This window comes from Paenibacillus oceani (assembly GCF_014705615.1).
GTDB lineage: Bacteria > Bacillota > Bacilli > Paenibacillales > NBRC-103111 > Paenibacillus_AB > Paenibacillus_AB oceani.
The window spans coordinates 22037-40838 of the sequence record NZ_JACXJA010000031.1; the positions used below are offsets into that span (position 1 = coordinate 22037).

Genomic DNA, 18802 nt, shown 5'->3' on the forward strand with positions numbered 1-18802 from the left:
TCTGCTACGCCGTTCGTACACGTTCCATCAAGAGCGACACATAATGGCGCGTATCCGCTACGCTGGATAGGAAGGTGTCCATCAGAGCCGGGTCCTTCAGCTTTATTCGGTTATACTTTTCCAGCGCCTCGCTTTTTAACGCCGTGAGTCTGTACGCTAATTGCATAAGCTGCTCCGCCTCGAGACCGCCTTGTTGTTCAAGCGCTCCGATTTCTTTCTCGATAGCGGATACCAGGGCGATGTACTCCTTAAACTCCAGATCGTCGTCCAGCCTGCCGCCCTTCAGCCATTTCAGCACGATTAAGGAGGAGGAACCAAGCGTGAACAGCAGACCAAGGAGATTTTTCAACTGCTCCATCGTTTCCTGAGAGAAAAAGGATTCGTTTCTTTTTAAATACGCCACGGTTCCCTTGGAGATCGGATAACTGGCCGCCGTTGTTATGTTCGACTCGTCCACCTTCTGATTGATCCGGTTCACCACGGTTGGGCTGTACAGCACTTCCAGAAGCTTGGAGACCGCCTCGGGCTGTACATTCGAATTCGCGATCATCTGCAGATTGACGCCTACCGCAGCTATATCCGTTGCAGGCACCGGCGGGATCGTGTTGTACGTATAGGCCAAAATCTTCGCCCCGTCCCCCACCCAGCCGTAACGGAGAGCCAGAGACGGAGGGAACGGCAGCTCGAGCACCGTATACCCTCTTTCCTTCACCAAATAATCCGCCACAAAAGAGGGCGAGTAAGAAATGTTCACGATCGCGTCCGGAAGCTTGTCCGCCTTCATCTTCACCAGCTGCTCGAAGCTGTAGTTGGTCTCGATATAATCGACGCCGGCCTCCAGATTGGAGAAGTCGAGCACCTGCTTGGTCGTTAGCCGGGTGCCGTCCGATTTTGAGCCCGTATTAATCACTTTCCCCTTCAAATCCTCAATCTCCCGGATATCCGGCTTCACCAGAAAATGAGTAACCTCCGCAGGCAGTGTGGCCACATGCTCGACATTCGGCAGCTTATCCTCCAGCCCGCTCTGCACAAGGGCGATATCCAGCTTCCCTTCGCTTACGTTCCGGGTTGCCTCCACAGAACCTTCCGTCGGCTGAATGATCAAGTTCACTCCATACGAGGCCGCCTCATCTTTAAGCACCTTAGCGATCAGATGCCGGTTGCCGAGAATATCTCCCCCTGTAATGGTTAACGTGTACTGCTTCGGAATCAGGCCGTATACGAAATAACCCGTTAAGCCGAGAATCAGCACAATCAGAACGACGGCGACCGTTTTACGAAACCAGGCTTTCCGCTGAAATTTGGACATCGCTTCGCTGCTTAAAAGTTGTTCGGCTTCCATGGCTTTCCCTCATTATTCGGTCTATTTTCTAATCTAATGGAGAGGCAGCGCCCCTCCTTTCTGCAGCAACGCCTGTCCGTCCTTGCCCAGAACAAAGTCCACAAACTTGCGGGTCAGCTCCGACGGCTCCGATCTGACTACGAAGTAGATCGAGCGGGTCAACGGGTATCTCCCCGAATAGATCGTAGTCCGGTTCGCTTCGACGTTATTTACGGTCAGAGCCTTGATCTTAACGTCCAGATCCTTCGTTGCGACAATCCCGACAGCCTGCTTGTCCGCTGCAACGGCGTCCACGACTTCCTTGCCCGTAGCCTGGGTCGCCGCTTTGACGGCCATCTCCTCGCCATCCATCACCAGATCGCTGAGTCCCCCGTACGTATCCGATGCCGTCCCCGTAAAGACTAATGCAATCGGCATATCGGGTCCCCCGAGCTGCTTCCAGTTATCGGCCTTGCCGGTGAGTATACTTTTCAATTGGGCAATCGTCAGATCCGCGACCGGGTTGCCCGGATGAACGATCAGATGAATCGCATCTTTGGCGGCCAGATGGCTTTGCGTCCATTTATCGTCTTCATTCTCGTTCAGATCCCGGGAAGCGATCGCCACATCGATCGCGCCGTTACGGAGAGCGAGGATGCCGGGGGTCGTATCTCCTTCCTGAATGACAACCATCGTATGCTTGTGCGATTTGGTAAATTCCGTTTGGAACAAGCTCGAATAACCGGAGAACTGTTTCGTTCCGGCAACCAGCAGGCTGTTGTCTTCTTTGGCCGTATTCAGCAGTCCGCATCCCGCAGTGAACAGGGATATGCATAAGAGCATGGCGGCGCCCAGGCCCACTTTCCGTCCGATTGGTCCCATCTCGATCCGATCATCCTTTGGCCTTATAGTTTACGGTTTCGATTGATTAGCCTGTGTCTGCACGTATTTGACGAAATCTTGGACTTCCTGGGGAGCCCCCTCCAGCGTATACAAAGCCAACGAGCGCTTGATCTGAAAAGTCGAATCCCGAATCGTCCGCTCGTTCGCCTCGATTCCGTCGACAACAACCTTTTTGACCGATTGATTGCCGGTGATGTTCGTAAAACCCGAATACGCGATCGTCCCTTCGTTCGTCTCCGCAGATTTAACGGCGCTGACCGTATCCAGAAATGCGGCATTCTTTGTAACCATCGCCGTTCCTTCGAGCACAATTTTGCTCCACGTTTCGTACGCTCCCGTATTCCCCAACTGGGAGACGACATGGATCGGCATGTCCTTCCCTCCGACCTCGCTCCAATTGCGGATTTCTCCGGTATAGATCTGCTTGAGCTGCTTCAGCGTCAAGCCCGTAACCGGGTTACCGGCATGGATGATCGGGACGACCGCGTCATTCTGGACGATATCGCCAACGACCTTCACGCCTTTTTTCTCCATCAACTGAATATGGACTTCATCCGGCTCCGACGAAGAACCGCCGATGTCCGAAGTCCCCTCGATAATCGACTTGATCCCCCGGTACGACCCGCTCTGCGAGCCGGTTACGGAGATGGCGATATCCGGATGCCGCTCCATGTAGCTCTCCGCTGACGTCCGGAGCAGGGCAAGCATCGAGGATGCCGCTCTGACTTGGATGTATCGTGTAGCTTCCGCGCCTTCCGATTGAGCAAGAGCAGGAGTCATACTCAGGACGAGCGCGATTACCGCCAGCATCCGAAAAACTTTCATCCCGGGCAACCTCCCTTAGAAATTCCTCTGATCCGTAACACAGCCGGACGCTCTGATTAAGACGTCTTCTGACTGTTTAGGGCATAACGCCCATAGGCCCGATTCCGGTTTTGTGGCGTTTCCGACTTGGCGCCTCCCGGGTCCGGCTACACCGCTCGATCATGCCGATATTGCCGTTCTTCCAGCAGCAGCTGCTTCAATTCCTTCACTTCTTCCCGTAGCAGCGCGATCTCGGAGGAGTCCGCTTTGATCTCGTGAACTTCCTTCTCAATCTCTTGAACTTCGTTCTGGATATTGGCCGCGTTGTTGACAATCTCCCCGACGACCAGGTTGAGCATGACGAATACCGCGATGAAAATAAACGTCACGAAATAAAGGAGAGAGAGCGGCGTAGTCTCTGCGATCGGCCGGTAAATGTTGGCCCAGTCGTCAAAGGTCGCGATTTGAAACAACGTGATCAGCGACTTGCTCAAATTACCGAAATAATTCGGAGAAATCTCCGCAAAAAACGTAGCCCCGATCACACCGTATATATAAAACACGATGATCATAAGCAGCGCGATACTCCCGATCGTCGGAATGGCCATGAAGAGCGAGATAATAATACGGCGCAGCGAGCGGATCGAAGAGATCGTCTTCAAAATCCGCAGCACCCTCAAGATTCGAAGCACGCTTACAAATGGGGAACTGATGAAGAGTAAGCTTGCCGCAACAACGATAAAATCGAACACATTCCAGCCGTCCTTGAAATAGTTCGTCCGGTCTACGAATACTTTCAATATGACTTCCACCGTAAAAATCATCAAAAACACGAGATCCAAGCTTTGTAGCAGCGATCCATACGCCGCGTTCACTTGCGGGTAGCTTTGAAGTCCGATTACGATCGCGTTCAGGAAAACAACCGTCAATATGATGCTGGTGAATGCCTTGCCGTGAATGAAGGCCCCGAAACTAGATGGTTGATTGGTGCTCATACGATACAAACGACCTTTCCTTATTGGTTATGTACGAAAACTATCGTCAACCTGTCTTCTCAAAACCTTCGCCTGGTTTGGTCAAACTTCCAATCTCCCCTAACATGCTTTTAATCAATTCTTTCGATTAGCTGACATTGATTATAGAGAATAACCTGGTTCCAAAGTAGTGATCGGTGTCATGAGTTTGTCACATGACAAATTGCCGGAGCCTCATTTATGTATCCGGCTTATTGTTAATCGCCTGTACGGTTTATGCCATTAAGCAATCCGCTATTTGACAATTTATTAATTAGTACTGTATAGTTCTAGTATGATCAAAAAAGCGAAACGTTCCAACCGCGATATCGTCCTGCAAACGGCAACCGTCCTTTTTCTGGAGAAAGGCTACCAAGTGACCAGCATGGATGAAATCGTCACGGCCAGCAAAGTATCCAAAACGAACATTTATTACCATTTCAAAAGCAAGGAGGAGCTGCTGGCCGCCATCGTCCGCCAGATGACCGGGACTTACAACCAGATCATCGAAGACATCGCAGGCCAGACCGAGCTGACTGTGACGGAACGAATCGGCCGGTTCGCCGAGGTGCTTTCCGAGCAGCAGCCCCATAGCCTGGGCGGCTGTCCCTTCCTTACGATTTATGTCCAGACGTCGCATGAATCGGATTTCGTCAGAGAGGAGATCGCCCGTTTTTTCCAAAACCAAATCTTCACGCTGGAGAAGCTGCTGCAGGAAGGCATCCATAGACAAGAATTCAAGCCCGGGCTGCCTGTCTCGCGGATCGCAGAGCTGATCGTCTCCACGATCGAGGGCGGGTTATTTCTGCAGCATACCCATAGAGACTCCGCCTTCCTGCCCAACCTTTTACAAACTTTGGCCTATATGCTGAAGTAATTTTTTTACCCACAACTAGTACTAAACAGTACTATAAAAGGAGTGCATAATGATGAGTTCGATATTCATAACAGGGGGCAGCGGGTTTATCGGGCGGCGCGTGGTCGCGGCCTTGGCGAAAGCGAAACATCGCCTCTACGTGCTGGTCCGTTCTGAAGCAAGGCTGGCCGAAGCGATGAAGGAGGTCGGCTGCAGCGACATGTCTTCGATTACGGCGGTGCGCGGCGATCTGACGAAGCCTTCGCTCGGCCTCAGTCCGGAGGATCGGCAGTTGCTCCGCAACGTAGACACCATCATACACGCCGGCGGGCCGATGGATATTCTTCTGCAGGAGGAGGAAGCCCGTCAGCTGTTTGTCCACGCTGCTCAAGAAATCGCCGGTCTCGCCAAAACCGTTCACGATTCGAGCGGGCTCCGGCATTTTATCCACGTCGTCGGCTTCAAGTCGCCTTACTCGGATCGCGACAACGACAGCCATGCTCCCACATACGACGATCGCTCAGATCCTCCCTACGAGAAAATGAAGTTCGAGGCCGATCTGCTGATCCGCCAAAAGCTGCATGCTTGGGGAATCCCGCTATCCGTAGTGAACCCGAGCGTAGTGATCGGCGACTCCTATACGGGAATAACCGAACAGACCGGCGGGCTCGGCATCCTGGTGAATGCGGTGCGCCGAAATCTGATGGCTCTGGCTCCGGGCGGCCCGGACTACTGGCTTCCGCTCGTGCACGCCGACCATGTCGCGGCGTTTATTTCCGCCTTGGTGGAGGAAGCGAATCCGGTGAGCGACACCTATTATTTATTGGATGACAAGCGGAACAGCCCCGGCATCACCGAGCTGGTCCGGCTCATTGCCAGAGAGGTCCGGGCCGCCGCTCCAATCGGCTCGATTCCGCCCCGGCTCATCAAGAAGCTGCTGAACGCCGGCGCCGACAAACTAGTACAGCTTCCCGGACAGTCCGTGGATTTCATCGTGCAATCCGAGTTCCCGACGGCCTCCAAGCGGGCGATAGAGACGAAATACGACCTGAATCTGTCCGTAAACGAATCGGCCTTGCCCTTTGTCATCACCGACTTGGATTACCGGCTGTCCCATGGAGCTGTCCGTCTGCCCGAGCCGTTCCGATTCCATAGAAGGGCCGGTCTGGCCACGATCGAAAGCGAAGGAAGCGGAATCCCGATCGTGATCGTTCACGGCACGTTCAGCTCCTCGCTGGCTTTGCTGCCGATGGCGCAGTCCCTGGCCAAGCTGGGGCATCCGATCTATCTCGCCGATCTTCCCGGATTCGGCCGTTCTCCCTATCACCACCATAAGGGTTCCGGCCTGCAAGGCTTCGAGCGCGCTGTGGAGGAGCTGATACGCAGCCTTGATTCGAAAGTGATCATCGCGGGGCATTCGTTCGGGGGATATTTGGCCGCGAAGATGCTGGAGACCGTACCGGACCGCATCGAAAAAGCCGTGCTGCTTCAGCCTGTGCTGGAGTCCATAAGCTCCCGGTATCGTTCTTCATTCCGGACTCAAACCGGCTTGCAGTTCCTGTCCAAATCTTCATTAATGAGAAAAATGCTTCAAACCAAAAGCTTCGATAACGCCGAAGAAATTCCCGAAAGCTATCTTTCTTATGTGCATAATGAATGTAAGTCTACACGAGTAAGGAAAACGACCGCCGAAGTGATGAGCCGCCTGTCCAGACCTGAACATATAACCGTCCATCCGGCACGCTGGAATCCGAAGCAGGTTGCGATTTTGTGGGGAACAACCGATACGGAGCACGCGCTTCCCCGCTCCATGGATGCATTCCGGGTAACACCGCTGCCTTATGCCCACCAGTTCCCGATATCGCATCCGGAAGCAGCCGCACGTTCTATACAAATGGCCCTGAAGCAATAAGAAGAGAGACGGCACCGGATGAATCCGCGCTAAAAAACGCCAAACAGCGCTTCAGCATCAACTTCCTTCCATCCGGAAGTGCAGTTGATGCCGAAGTGCTGCTCCACTTAATCCATGCCTATGGACGGCCTGGTATCAAGGGAAAGGCGCCGCCGCGTAAGTTTGCGCCGTAAGCGGGATGCGGAACGCGCTGCCGGCGGCTATATCATACACGAAGCCTTGACTGAAATCCGCCGCGTTGACGTAGGAACGGACAAACGTCGCATCGCCCACGGACAGCCTGTACAAGCCGCCGCCAAGCGGCGTCACATCCTTGATTTCATACGCCGCGTTTCGGACGCCGTCGTTGTCGACGAATATCCATTTTCCGATTACATCCGGCACGCCGCCTCCGTATACCGCCATCTGAATGTCCATATGGTTGCTGACGGACAGTACGCGCGTGAAATCGATCACGGTCCCTTCCAGCCGGGCCGCGGCAGCCGGAACAGCCGGCGCGCTCACCGGGATCATATAGGCGCTGTCGTGGATGTATCCGTACACTTGCTCGCCATCCAACTCGGAATACACGCCGAGGAATCCTTTGAAGCGAATTTTGCCGTCAATCGTATATTCCGTATCCGGATTCAACGAATAGACGATATAGTCGGTTCTCCCGTCCGTAAGCTCCACCTTGACCGCCTTCACGTCAGGCGAATCGACGATCGCTCCCCCTTCGCGCACAACCGCGCTGCCGATCGAGTGAATGAATCGCTCGTTTTTGTACGGCTCCATGACGGAGGCGAACAGACTGTCCAGATTCGTCCCGCTTCGGCGGGCGATCAAGTAACGAAGCGTCTCGGGGTTGCCCGGTTTGTTTTGCGGCGGCACTCCGTCCGCCAGCGCTACTTCGTCCAGATCACCAAGCATCGTTAGACGCAGATGAATGTCTTCCGGCTCGGACAGCACGTTCCAGGTGTCCTCCACGGCCCAGTCCGCACTGAACGAACTTGCCGGATTTGCATCACGGGACACGTTTTTCAAATAGTGGAATCCGCTGCCCATATAGCCGCGCCCGTCGACGTCGTCCACCCGCTCGCCATAGCCGACATTCGGTCCCGCATACGTTCCGGTCGGCTGTCCGACCATCGCAAGCCCTTCCGTAGCGACCGTCCCTTCAGCCCCATGGAAGCTGAAATGGTGGTCGTTGCCGCCGCTCACCCGGAAAAAGTCGACGGCATATGAAGCTGTATCGTACACCTGAATCATGACCGTCGTCCGTTTGTACAGATCCGTCTGAGGGTACGCGTCGGGCGCTTCCACATCAATCAGCTTGACGCGCTCCGTGTCGTCGAAATGTTTCGGATCGGCTACCCACTGCGCTTCCTGCTTCCTTTGGTCGACAACTACGGTGTTGTGGCTGATCGTATTGTTCACCCATTGGTGCCGATGCTTATCGAGGTTGTCGGCGAATTCGGGATAGCCCAGATCCGGAGCCAGGTCGAGACCGAAGGCATGAACGCCCACATTCAGCGCGTCCCGGTGTCCGTGTCCGCTCGTCCGTCCGTAGTACATCCAGAAATCGCGCAGCGTATTGCCTTGCGCATTCGCCTGATCCCGCAAGGCGCGGGCTTGCTCGTCAAGCAAACTGAGCGTGCGGACGCCCATCTTGTAGTTGCCGGCTGCCGGGTTTTTGCCGATGCTTTCAAAGGTAATATGGTGCGTTCCCGCCGTCAGCGTCATCCTGACGATGGTCTCGAAATCATCCGTGCGGCCTCCGTAGAAGTCCAGTTCCTTCACCGGTTGCCCGTCGATCGAGATGCGGTAGATGCCGTACGTTGCCGCCTTGAACGGAAGCAGATCGATATCGTATTCGTCCGTCGCGGGCACCTGGAAGCCGAATGTGATCGTCGCTCCCGGAGCGGACGCTTCCAACTGGACCGTGCCCGATTCTGCAAACAGCTTGTGCGGCGTATTGCCCGCCGTCACGGGCATAAACGGAAACTCGTACGGTATGCCGAACCGCTGACTATGGCTTTGTCCGTCGCGCAAAGCGGCAAACCCGTAGCCGCTTAAATGGCTGCTCTTCAAATCAAGCGGCCCGTGCTCGGCGATGACGCTGCGGATCTGATCGCTTACCTGCTCCGGATTATTCGAGAACACATCCTTATGAATCCCGTCGGCTCGATTGTAATTGAGAAAATAAGCCATCTGGGCAAACACCGGGTCTCCGAACCGATCGAACGCTTTGACCATATCGGACAGCTTGACGCTAATTCCCGGGTTGCCGGTATAACCCGAGTCGCCGATATTGGCCGTGTACGCTTCGCTCAACGTAAGCGGATACAGCGCGGAAAACATTTTGCGGAACTTGACGTTTTGATACAAATCTCCGGCCTGGTACAGATCGTATCCGTCCAACAGGTCTGCCGTAAGCTGATGCCGGGACAACCACAGCGCATTGTAACCCGGAGCCGCCTCATTCCCGCTGCCGTCCCGGTCCACGTTCGAGACAAGTGAGTTCCAGATGTTCCCGCCGGTTACCCGATACGGATTCGTCAGCAGACCGCCCGAACGGAACGTAAAATCGAGCCATTCTTTCGTGTGCGGCAAAGTGTCGTAAACGACGGCAGCCATCGCCAGAGCGCTTTGATGCATCCCGTCGTTGCCGTGAATATGCGCCGACTTGACGGAAGGATACACTTGCTTAACAATACCGTCTTCGATATTGCGCCGGATATCGCCGCCGCCGCTCTTCGGATTCGTCAGCCGGTACTGCTGCGATTTCGCGCCCAGGAAGGCGACGATTTGCGGATCGCCAACTGCGGGATAGAAGGCATCATAGGCGCCGATAAACTCTTTGACCAGCTCCGTTTCCCAGATGGAGCCAACCGCCTTGCCGCGGCCCGTCCCGCCGTGCGAATTCAGATACAGCGTCCGATTATAAGCCGATACATCCAGCTCGGGGTATACGTCCGCAACCCGATCCAGCATAATCGTCCCGGCCCGGGCATACTTCATATCGCCGGTATACAGGTAAGCATCCTTGAATGCGATCAACGCATCCTGAATCATTCCCGTTTTGTACCACAGAAACCAATGCACGTAATAAGCGATAAACGTGTAGCGAATGCCTTGATCATCCACCCAGCCGAAGCCGTCATCGACGCCCCAGCCCGCCCCTTTCTCCGGATACAGCGTATTGACCAGCAGGCCGCGATCGGCCAGTTCAGGCCGAAACACCCCGTGCTCATCAAGCCCGCTGGTATAATAAGCTCCGAAGTCGTTCGTCGGGAACGTGTAGCCGCTGCTCGGGTCGACGATTTTCCACGGCTGCTGGACCGGGTCGGCCGTATAAGGATAATTGCCGTACTGGTCGATCGCTCTGCCGGTAATCGGACTGCCGAGCTGCTGATTCACTCCGTAGCTGCGCGGCAGCGTCTGGGCCGGCACGGAGTTCCACAGAAATTCAAGCCCGCCCGACAAGTAACGATCGGCTTTCGTCACGGCGTCGTCGCGTAGAGTGGTCGCCCATGCGTATTGCTGAACGTTGCTCCGTGCTGCGGCAATCTTATCCGGCGTATAGTAGGTAGCTCTTGTCTTGCTGCCTGCGACCGGGCTGTTCCTCCTGAGCGAAGCATCGTCGAAGGAAGCGACTCCCGCCTGATCCCGACCGATGCCGAGCTGCAAGCTGGCGTAAGCCGCGCTCTCCGGCGCCGTTCCTTCGGCAGTCAGTTCCTCCCATAGATGAAGAGCGGCGCTTTCCGACGGAAAGCTAAGGAGAGCATTCATGTTCGCGTCCCAAAATTCGAGCCTCAGCTCGGCTGTCCCCGAAGCAGCGTTTACGAAAACACCCGCCTTATAGTCCGCTCCCGCTTCGACCGGAACAAGATGACTGCGCAGCGCAGCTTGACCGGAAGAACCGGTGTCCGTAAGTTGTACGCTGTTCACGCCACCATGCACGACGCTGTTCGAGACCGCGACACCGCCCCCTGTCTCGTTCCAATGATCGGGCTTGCCGCCCGTCACAAGCTCGAATGCTCCGTTCATCAAGTCCCGATGCAGGTCGTTCGGAACGGCGCGGAACGCCGCATCGTCGAAATAAGCGGTGCCTACGTTGCCCACATGCAAATAAAGCCGCAAGCTCGCGTAAACCGCCCCGTTCGGCGCCGCCCCGCTAGCCTGGATTTCGCTCCACTGGCTCAGTGTCGTGTTCGAGGCCGGGAACGTAGCGAGCAGCGTGCTCCCCGCGTCCCAAAACTCGATATACAGCTGAGAAGTGCCCTGCACATTGAACGATTGAACACTCGCTTCGTATCTCTGTCCGGGGACGATCTTCATCCGGTTGCTGCGCAAACTGACGGACGAAGTGTTGCTGGAATCGACGAGCTTTACGCTATTTGTGCCGCTATATGCTTTCTCGCTGGTCGAATACCCTTCTCCCGCCGCCAATCTCCAATGGACCGGCAAACCGCCCGATACCAGTTCCAAGTCTCCGTTTTGCAGCGGATCGAGCACGTTCATGATGCGGAAGGCGGCATCGTCAAAATACGCGGAACCGACATTCGTTTGATGAAGATAAAACCGCAAGCTAACTTCCGCGGCCATGTCCGGAACTTGCCCATATACCTTGATCTCCTTCCAGCGATTCAACGTCGTATTGCTTTCGTAGGGGACTGTCAGCAAATTGCCGCCGGCATCCCAAAACTCCACGAACAAAGCGGACGTCCCTTGCACATTGTAAGAATATACTAACGCTTCATACGGCTGCCCGGCTTGCACCGGCAGCTTCGCACTGCGCAATCGGGCCGACGTGACGTTGCTCGGATCGGTCAGCTTGACGCTCCGCAAGCCGGTGTGCACCTGCTCCGTCGAGGACTCCGCAATACCCGTAGCCGTCCAGTGCTGCGGCTTGCCCGCAGTCGTGTCTTCGAACCCGGCATTGGGCAAGTCCGCCCATGATGCCGAAGCCGTCCCTGCAACGCAGAAATCCGGCATGACGGGAAGTCCCGATACAAAAAGCAGAAGGATGAGGCCGATTGCCACCCGTTTTCTCATTACCCGCCCTATTATTCCACGCACGCTTGTTCACCTGTCCTATAAACAAACTGGTACGATTTCACCGGGTTGCCCGCTCCACTTCTCTGTCTAATGTATCGTTCTCCTTCGTTTGTCGGCCGTGCTTACTTCGTCTTCTCCCGAATTTTTTTGTCCAGCTGCTCCGCCGCATCGCGAAGCGCCGTGTTCAAATCTTTCTCTCCCAGCATGTGGCTGAGGAAGGCATTCTGAAACTCAACCTGAGCGTCATTGGCGAAAGGCGTGTAGTTCATCGGAGCGGATGACTTCTTCGGAAACATCGCCGACACGTTTTTCCCCTGGAACTTGGGCATATCTTGTCCGTACTGCTTCTTGATTTCCGGGTCCTTCAACACCGTCGCATACCCGGCCTTGTTATGCGGAATCTGAAACTGCTCCGAGGTGAGGAACGCGATGATATCGAAAGCCGTCTCCTTCTGCTTGCTGATGGACGCGACATACCAATAGTTCGGGTACGGCTGCGGGCCGACCCCCGGCGCATTCGGCAAGGAAGGCACTTGCACGACATCCCAGTTCATCGTCTCAAGAGGAGTGCCGCCCGTGAAATTCGTATACATCGCCGCCCGCGATTCTTTCTCGAAGAAATTGCGGCTCTTCGCAATGTCCAGTTCATCCTTCGTATAGGTCAAGCCCGCCGCCTTATACACATCGACGATATTCTGCATAAATTGCTTCCAGGGCTCGGCGGTCAAGTTCGCTTTCATCGTCTTCGGATCGACCGGATCAAGCCCCAACTGGTTCGTCGACATCTGGGCGCCAGGCGAGGTGACGTAACCGTAATACTGGATTCCGCCCTCGACACGGGTCATCGCCTTGGACAAGCTCGCCAACTCTTCCCACGTCATCCCGTCCTTCGGATACGGCTGGCCGAACTTGTCGAACAGATCTTTGTTGTAGAACAGCCCGGATGTCGCCGTCCATACCGGCAAGCCGTACAATTTCCCGCCGCCCAGCTTCCGCTGAAGATCGACCATAGTCGGTTCCAGCTTATCGAACGAGTAGCCGCGCGACTTCGCCAATTCGCTCAAATCGTACTGCAGCTCGAAATCATAGAGGTGGGTAAAAAAGGTTCCGATCGAGCCGAACATAATGTCAATCGGCACTTTGGCGGCGATCGTATCCTTCAGAACATCGGACGTAAAGGTCAGTTTGACGTTCGGGAACTTGCTGCGGATGGCGTCGCCGTATTGCTTGTTAAACGCTTCCTCCGTCATTTTGTTGTTGCTGTACACCGTAATCGGTACCGGTTCGCTTGGTACTTTCAGCTGCGTCCCCTCTTGCGGGGCGCTGCCTTGCGGAGCGCTTCCCTCCGGCGCCGCCGCTTGTTGTCCGCCCCCGCACGCCGATAACACAAGCGCCAGCATCAACGGAGCGACGATGCTCCCTCTGCGTATCCCTTTCTTTTTCATAGATGAACCCCTCCCTATGGAATTGGCTTGCCTGATGCGGTCATATTAGGTTGCCGCGGCTTCGCCGCCTGCCTTATAATGACCGTATACCTAATTATAAGAGCCCCCAAAAATTGGCTGTATGTCCCCATTTGTCCGATTTATAACGATTTTTGTTCAGCGAGGGCGTGCGACGATCATGTACGATGAGCCGATCTACTATCAGGACAACATGCTGCGGATCAAAACTTTACAGCATATGAAAATCAGGGAGCCGTTGCAAAGGAAGTGGCACTACCACCGGGAGCTCGAATTTTTGTACATTCAGGAGGGCGTGCTTCAGATTCGCGTGCAGGAGCGCGTATTCACCCTGGAGCCTGGAGACGTCTTGCTGATCGGCGCCTCCCAGCCGCATGTCACCTGGTCGGTGCTGTCGGAGAAAGTCGTGTACCTCATTTTGCATTTCGATATGCACGCTTATTCCGATCCCTCCGTCATGCTGTATTACCGGACATTTTATGAAATCGACGGTCCGCTCAGCCGATACAATGATTGGTTTCAGACCGATCCCCAGTTGAAGTCGGATATTGGCGATGCCATTACGTGCATTCACCGGGAAATGGAGAGCAGACGCAGAGGATACGAAATCGCAATCGACCTTCATGTGAAGCGGCTGCTGCTGACCATTGTCCGAAGCGAGCAAAATAACATGGAAAATTGGAACGAGCCCCCGTCCGCCTACAATCTGCACCCGGTCTTTGATTATGTCGACAAGCACTTGTCCGGCAAAATCGAGATGGAGACGATCAGCAAAATGACGAACATGAGTTATCATTATTTCTCCAAATATTTCAAGAAGATCATCGGCGTATCGTTTGTCGAATACGTCAACATGCAAAGAGTCAGAAAAGCGGAAAGACTGCTATTGACCGAAAGCGTGAATATAACGGAAATCGCCGAGAAAGTCGGCATCAGCAACATGACGCATTTCTACGAGCTGTTCAAACGTTATAACCGCTGCTCTCCGAAAGAGTATATACAACGGCTTACGCCGTGACCGAAAGCCGATCAAGCGGCGATTTTTTGTAACCGGTTTCAAAAATAAGCGGTATGAAGAACAGCAAAAGGCATTCCGCTACGAAAAGCGGAATGCCCAGGGTACGTTCGTTCCCTACTATATCGGATCGAGGAAATACCGTTTTGCGCAGCAACCTGAATTCCGGACGACCACGATCTCCGACTACCCGTTCGGCAACCTGATTCCTTTCCCCAGCCGCAGCGCCTCCCGCACGTAATAACCGGCGATCCCGATATCGAACACGGCGAGCCCCATCGGGTTAAAAAACACCGGCTCCTCTTCGTCCAGCGAGTCCAGCCCTTCCCGGCAGACAATGTCTGCGAACGTAAGGACGTCCGACTCCTGCAGGCCGTGATGAAGAAACAACTGCTCCACGTCGGTATTCTCCCGGCATACTTCCCGCCAGTCGTCCACTACGATTCCTTTCGCATGGGCTACGCTTTCCGGCTTATAGTCCCGAAGAGAGATGTTCAGCAGCAGCGTCCCTTCCGGCGGCGTCTCGTCGATATACCGTTGGGCGGATACCGTACATGTAGCAAAAACATCGGATCCGCGATACACCGGGCGCCAATCGTCCGCTATGTCGGTTATACCGCGAACCGCCTCGGGTACGGTTGCCCGGTCGATTCCTTTCAGATCGTACAAGGTTACCCGCTCCAGCCGATCCCCTAATAAAGAAGCGCACATGTCCAGGTGAAGACGCCCGATCGGCCCCCATCCGACAATTCCGACCCTCAGCTTAGCCGGATGTCTCGCCGCGATGTACGCTCTAAGCATAAGCCCGCTGACTGCCGCCGTCCTCAACCCATTCAGCAATCCGCAGTGCAGAAAAGCGACGGGCTCGCCGGTTGCCGCATCATTCAAAATAATCGTATTATGCGCTCTGGGCAGTCCGAGACGGTGATTGTCCGGAAAGCTGGCGATCCATTTAATCCCCGCCATAGAGACACTTCCGCCGACGAAAGCCGGCATCGCGATGATCCGATTTTGCGGCTCCCGGAAACGCAAGTATGGCTTCAGCGGATGAACGCAATCCCCGGCGTCCTTTAACCGGATTATCTCTTCCACGATCTCCGTCAGCTTCCCCCAGTCGATCCCGATCTCGCGAATAGGACCGTCATGTAAATAAATCATGCGCTAGCCTCCCTGCGATACACGTACCGGATCGTATGAAAGCTCCCGCCGCACCCATTCGTCATCGTACACGGTGTCCAAGTACCGCTCTCCCCGGTCCGGCAATATAGCCGCACAGACGGCCCTTTCGGGTATGCTAACAGCCATTTGCCGGATCGCCGTAATGACGCCCCCGGACGAAGCTCCCGCCAAAATCGACTCGTACCGGACCAAATCCCGGCAGCCTTGAATACAATCGATATCCGATACATATTGGACATGGTCGGCTACATCCGGCCGGTAAAGATGAGGCGTCACCCCCGCTCCCAGACCCGGCAATATCCGGCTGCCTTTCTCCCCGCCAAAAATTACGCTCCCGGCGGCGTCGACCGCTACAATCTTTGTGGCCCATCCCCGGCTGCGGACATACTCCCGGCATCCCCGTATCGTGCCGCAGGAGCTGACCCCGCAAAATAAATAATCGACCTCGCCGAGCCGTTCCCCGATTTCCCTCATCGTCGTTTCCTGATGGGCCGCATAGTTATCCGGATTCCCGTACTGGTTCGTCCAATAAGCATGAGGCAGCTGCCGAAGCAGCTCGCCGACTCTCCGGATGCGCGCCGGCAAATATTCGCCCGTCTCTTCATCGGGCCTGTCGACCAGATCGATCTCCCCGCCGAAACAACGGATGATCCCCTTATGCTGCTCGGTCGTGCGGGGATCGATCACGCATATAAACCGCAGCCCCAAATAACCGCACAATTGCGCAAGACTGATCGCCAGATTGCCCGAGCTTGATTCTACGACAACCGTATCGCCGGTCACGTCTCCGCGGCGTGCTGCCTCGCGCAGCATATGCAGCGCGGGTCTGTCTTTGGAGCTGCCTCCGGGGTTCATCCACTCCAGCTTTCCGAACACCTGAAACGGCACATCGGCGAAAAGACGTTTGAACCGTATTAACGGAGTGCCGCCAATGGCATCGGCTATTCCACCCTCGAGTTCCACTTGCATCCCTTCTTCACTCGTAAACGATTTTTTTATTTTTGACGGCGCCGCGGTAGGCCTCGTCTTCAAAAGTGCCGCCAAGCACCTGGATCCGATCCAGGAGGCCGGAGCGGATCATCGTCCCGATCTCCGGAATCCGATTATCCAGGTCGTGCCGGATTTGTTCCAATTGCTCCGCCGCCGGTTGCGGCCCGTGAATATATACGATCAGAGCGTTGCCCGCTACCTTCACCTGAACGCTCGCTTGCTCCAAATGCCAGAATACGACGCTTTCTATATCGTAAATGCTAATTTTCTCGCCGTGCTTCAGATCCGGACCGATTCGTTTCACGATACTTTGGAAGCTTTGGCGCGAGCGGCCGTCCGCCCATACAGGGCGCAGATCGCGAACGACATCGTACGTAACGTAACGCACGGCGGGAAAAGCCTCCCTCACCGCGGAAGTCAGCACAAGCACCCTCTCCTCGTCGTCCGCCAGCGGCTCCAGATCCGCTCCGATCTCTTCCGGACGCAGCCCTTCCGCCACAAGTCCCTCCGCCAGCAAATACCGTCCGTGCTCATGGGAGAAGTAAGCGATCGTGCCGATTTCGATAGAGCCGTACGTATCCGTTATACACGTCTTGCCGATCCCCAGCCGGTCGGCCGTCCTCTCGATCCACGCCGGGGAAGCAATCTCGCCGACCAGAATCACATGGCGAATCCCATAAGACGCCGGATTTTCGGAAGCATGAAGGATACGGTCCAGAATCGACGGCATCGTATACAGCACTTCCGGCTTGAAAGCCGATAACCGCTCGATATGCCGCTCGACCGGCTGCCGAAACGACACCGATTCCACTTCCATTCCCAGCCGGCGAAATACGTCTACCGCCGTCGCCTCGGCATGCCCCGTTCCCATATCGGCCATGGCGGTCCGATAAGACGTTCCCAGAATGGTCCGGAACACGTCAAGCTTGATGCGGATATAGTGCTCCTCATCGGGCTCGGAGTAATAGATCGATTTGCGCCGGCCGGAGCTGGTGCCGGATGTCTGATAACCATGTACGCCGTCACGCCCGGCTAGAGGATTACGGTCCGAATAGTAATGGGTCTCCAGCACAGAAGCCGTTATCAAGGGCAGGCTTTCCCAGTCCCGATCCTTCGCCTCATCCACCTGCCGGAGGCCGAGCAAAGGCAAGTACCAGGCAAAACGCAGCGCCATCTTCTCGATCGCCTGACGGCTTGTGAGCCGCTCCATGCGCCTTCCCCTCCTCCTCCGCTGCTTGACCGGGCGGGCATCGCATCCCCTTTCCCTCCCGGTTCCTATAACATATGCGGGCCGCCCATACACGTTCGTTCCGAACCAAAAAAGGAATAGCTCCCGGCCATTTCCGGCTATCACCTATACCGCGCAGTCCCGTATGCTGTAGAGAACCCGGAACCAAGCATTTCCGCCACGAATCCACTTGAAAGGAGGAAACCGCTATGAAACATTCCCAAAGTATCGTTACAAGCAAGCTGCTGAAAACAAAACTGCTGCTTCATCACCCGGAGCTTGCCAAACATATTCCCGCCACCTGCCCGTTCACACGAAGCGGTCTGCTTCGGATGCTGGAGCGTTATCGCATGGTATACGTAAAGCCGGATCGCGGTTCGCTCGGTATCGGGGTCATGCGGGTAGAGAAACGCGGATCTTCGTACCGGTATCAAAGCGGCGTCCGGCTTTTTACGTTTCGGACCTATGAGGAGCTTTTCCGGTCCCTCTCGAAGCGCATCGGGGGCAAGCGTTATTTGATCCAACAAGGGATTCATATGCTGCATTATAAGAAATGCCCGTTCGATTTCCGCGTCATGATTCAAAGGAATCCGTCCCGTAAATGGGAGCCAACCGGAACGGTCGGACGCGTCGCGCATCCCCGGAAGGTGGTTACGAACGGGAGTCAGGGCAGCACCATTTATCCGGCAGCCGACCTCCTTAAGCCGCACGTGAGAGACGGCAAAACCGCGGGACTTCTGCACAGGATGAACCGCATCGCCCGCTTGACCGCCGCTTTATTCAGCCGCACCTATCCGGCTATGAACGAGCTCGGACTCGATATTGCCGTCGATCGCAGCCTCACTCCGTGGATCTTGGAGGTGAATACCCGGCCCGACCCCTGCCCGTTCACCAAACTTAAGCAGCGGCATACCATCAATAAGATCGTAGCCTACGGCAAAGCTTACGGGAGACATTACTGCCTGACCTGCTCCAAGGCGAAAAAGGGGGCCGTGAAATAAGCCGAACTGCTGTGCCCTGTATATGCGTTGGAACGGACAAAGAGCACCTTCCGCAGGTGCTCTTTGAAAAGCGAATT

Annotated in this window: 13 protein-coding genes; 4 read left to right on the forward strand and 9 right to left on the reverse strand. The window is 55.2% G+C overall.

From position 1 onward, the window contains the following. Nucleotides 1–4: 4 nt before the first annotated feature. From IDH45_RS21690 to IDH45_RS21705, 4 genes are all read right to left on the reverse strand, one after another. Nucleotides 5–1342, reverse strand: coding sequence for a TAXI family TRAP transporter solute-binding subunit (locus IDH45_RS21690; RefSeq protein ID WP_190930235.1), 1338 nt, complete (start codon nt 1340–1342; stop codon nt 5–7). A gap of 33 nt (nt 1343–1375) precedes the next feature. Continuing rightward, nucleotides 1376–2203: a phosphate ABC transporter substrate-binding protein gene (locus IDH45_RS21695; protein WP_190930236.1), complete on the reverse strand. Its 828-nt coding sequence runs from the start codon at nt 2201–2203 to the stop codon at nt 1376–1378. Nucleotides 2204–2233: 30 nt separating this feature from the next. Then, the gene (locus IDH45_RS21700) at nt 2234–3049 is read right to left on the reverse strand and encodes a substrate-binding domain-containing protein (RefSeq protein WP_190930237.1); all 816 of its coding nucleotides are present in this window, start codon (nt 3047–3049) and stop codon (nt 2234–2236) included. A 146-nt stretch (nt 3050–3195) separates the two neighbouring features. Continuing rightward, nucleotides 3196–4023: an ion transporter gene (locus IDH45_RS21705; protein ID WP_190930238.1), complete on the reverse strand. Its 828-nt coding sequence runs from the start codon at nt 4021–4023 to the stop codon at nt 3196–3198. Nucleotides 4024–4336: 313 nt separating this feature from the next. On the opposite strand from IDH45_RS21705, the gene IDH45_RS21710 reads away from it, so the two are divergent. Both IDH45_RS21710 and IDH45_RS21715 read left to right on the forward strand, forming a co-directional pair. Next, entirely contained in the window at nt 4337–4918 is a 582-nt protein-coding gene (locus IDH45_RS21710; RefSeq protein ID WP_223836862.1) for a TetR/AcrR family transcriptional regulator, read from the forward strand. A 52-nt stretch (nt 4919–4970) separates the two neighbouring features. Then, nucleotides 4971–6809 (forward strand): alpha/beta fold hydrolase, encoded by a 1839-nt coding sequence (locus IDH45_RS21715; RefSeq protein ID WP_190930239.1) that lies wholly within the window; start codon nt 4971–4973, stop codon nt 6807–6809. A gap of 135 nt (nt 6810–6944) precedes the next feature. On the opposite strand, the gene IDH45_RS21720 is transcribed toward IDH45_RS21715, so the two are convergent. Both IDH45_RS21720 and IDH45_RS21725 read right to left on the reverse strand, forming a co-directional pair. Continuing rightward, nucleotides 6945–11846, reverse strand: coding sequence for a heparinase II/III domain-containing protein (locus tag IDH45_RS21720; protein ID WP_190930240.1), 4902 nt, complete (start codon nt 11844–11846; stop codon nt 6945–6947). 125 nt (nt 11847–11971) lie between these two features. Then, nucleotides 11972–13294 carry an ABC transporter substrate-binding protein gene (locus IDH45_RS21725; RefSeq protein ID WP_190930241.1) on the reverse strand — a complete coding sequence of 441 codons (1323 nt, stop codon included), beginning with the start codon at nt 13292–13294 and terminating at the stop codon, nt 11972–11974. Nucleotides 13295–13472: 178 nt separating this feature from the next. Between IDH45_RS21725 and IDH45_RS21730 the strand changes: the two genes are divergently transcribed. After that, complete coding sequence (locus IDH45_RS21730; protein WP_190930242.1) at nt 13473–14330, forward strand: helix-turn-helix transcriptional regulator; 858 nt, start codon at nt 13473–13475, stop codon at nt 14328–14330. 183 nt (nt 14331–14513) lie between these two features. Here IDH45_RS21730 and IDH45_RS21735 read toward each other — a convergent pair whose 3' ends face one another. Genes IDH45_RS21735 through IDH45_RS21745 form a run of 3 tightly spaced genes read right to left on the reverse strand, consistent with a single transcriptional unit; the run spans nt 14514 to nt 17706 of the window. Further along, nucleotides 14514–15485, reverse strand: coding sequence for a 2,3-diaminopropionate biosynthesis protein SbnB (locus IDH45_RS21735; RefSeq protein WP_190930243.1), 972 nt, complete (start codon nt 15483–15485; stop codon nt 14514–14516). Nucleotides 15486–15488: 3 nt separating this feature from the next. After that, nucleotides 15489–16475: a 2,3-diaminopropionate biosynthesis protein SbnA gene (sbnA, locus tag IDH45_RS21740; RefSeq protein ID WP_190930244.1), complete on the reverse strand. Its 987-nt coding sequence runs from the start codon at nt 16473–16475 to the stop codon at nt 15489–15491. A 7-nt stretch (nt 16476–16482) separates the two neighbouring features. Beyond that, nucleotides 16483–17706, reverse strand: a complete 1224-nt coding sequence (locus IDH45_RS21745) for a phenylacetate--CoA ligase family protein (RefSeq protein ID WP_223836863.1) — start codon at nt 17704–17706, stop codon at nt 16483–16485. A 227-nt stretch (nt 17707–17933) separates the two neighbouring features. On the opposite strand from IDH45_RS21745, the gene IDH45_RS21750 reads away from it, so the two are divergent. Next, nucleotides 17934–18725: a YheC/YheD family protein gene (locus IDH45_RS21750; RefSeq protein WP_190930245.1), complete on the forward strand. Its 792-nt coding sequence runs from the start codon at nt 17934–17936 to the stop codon at nt 18723–18725. Nucleotides 18726–18802 lie beyond the last annotated feature (77 nt).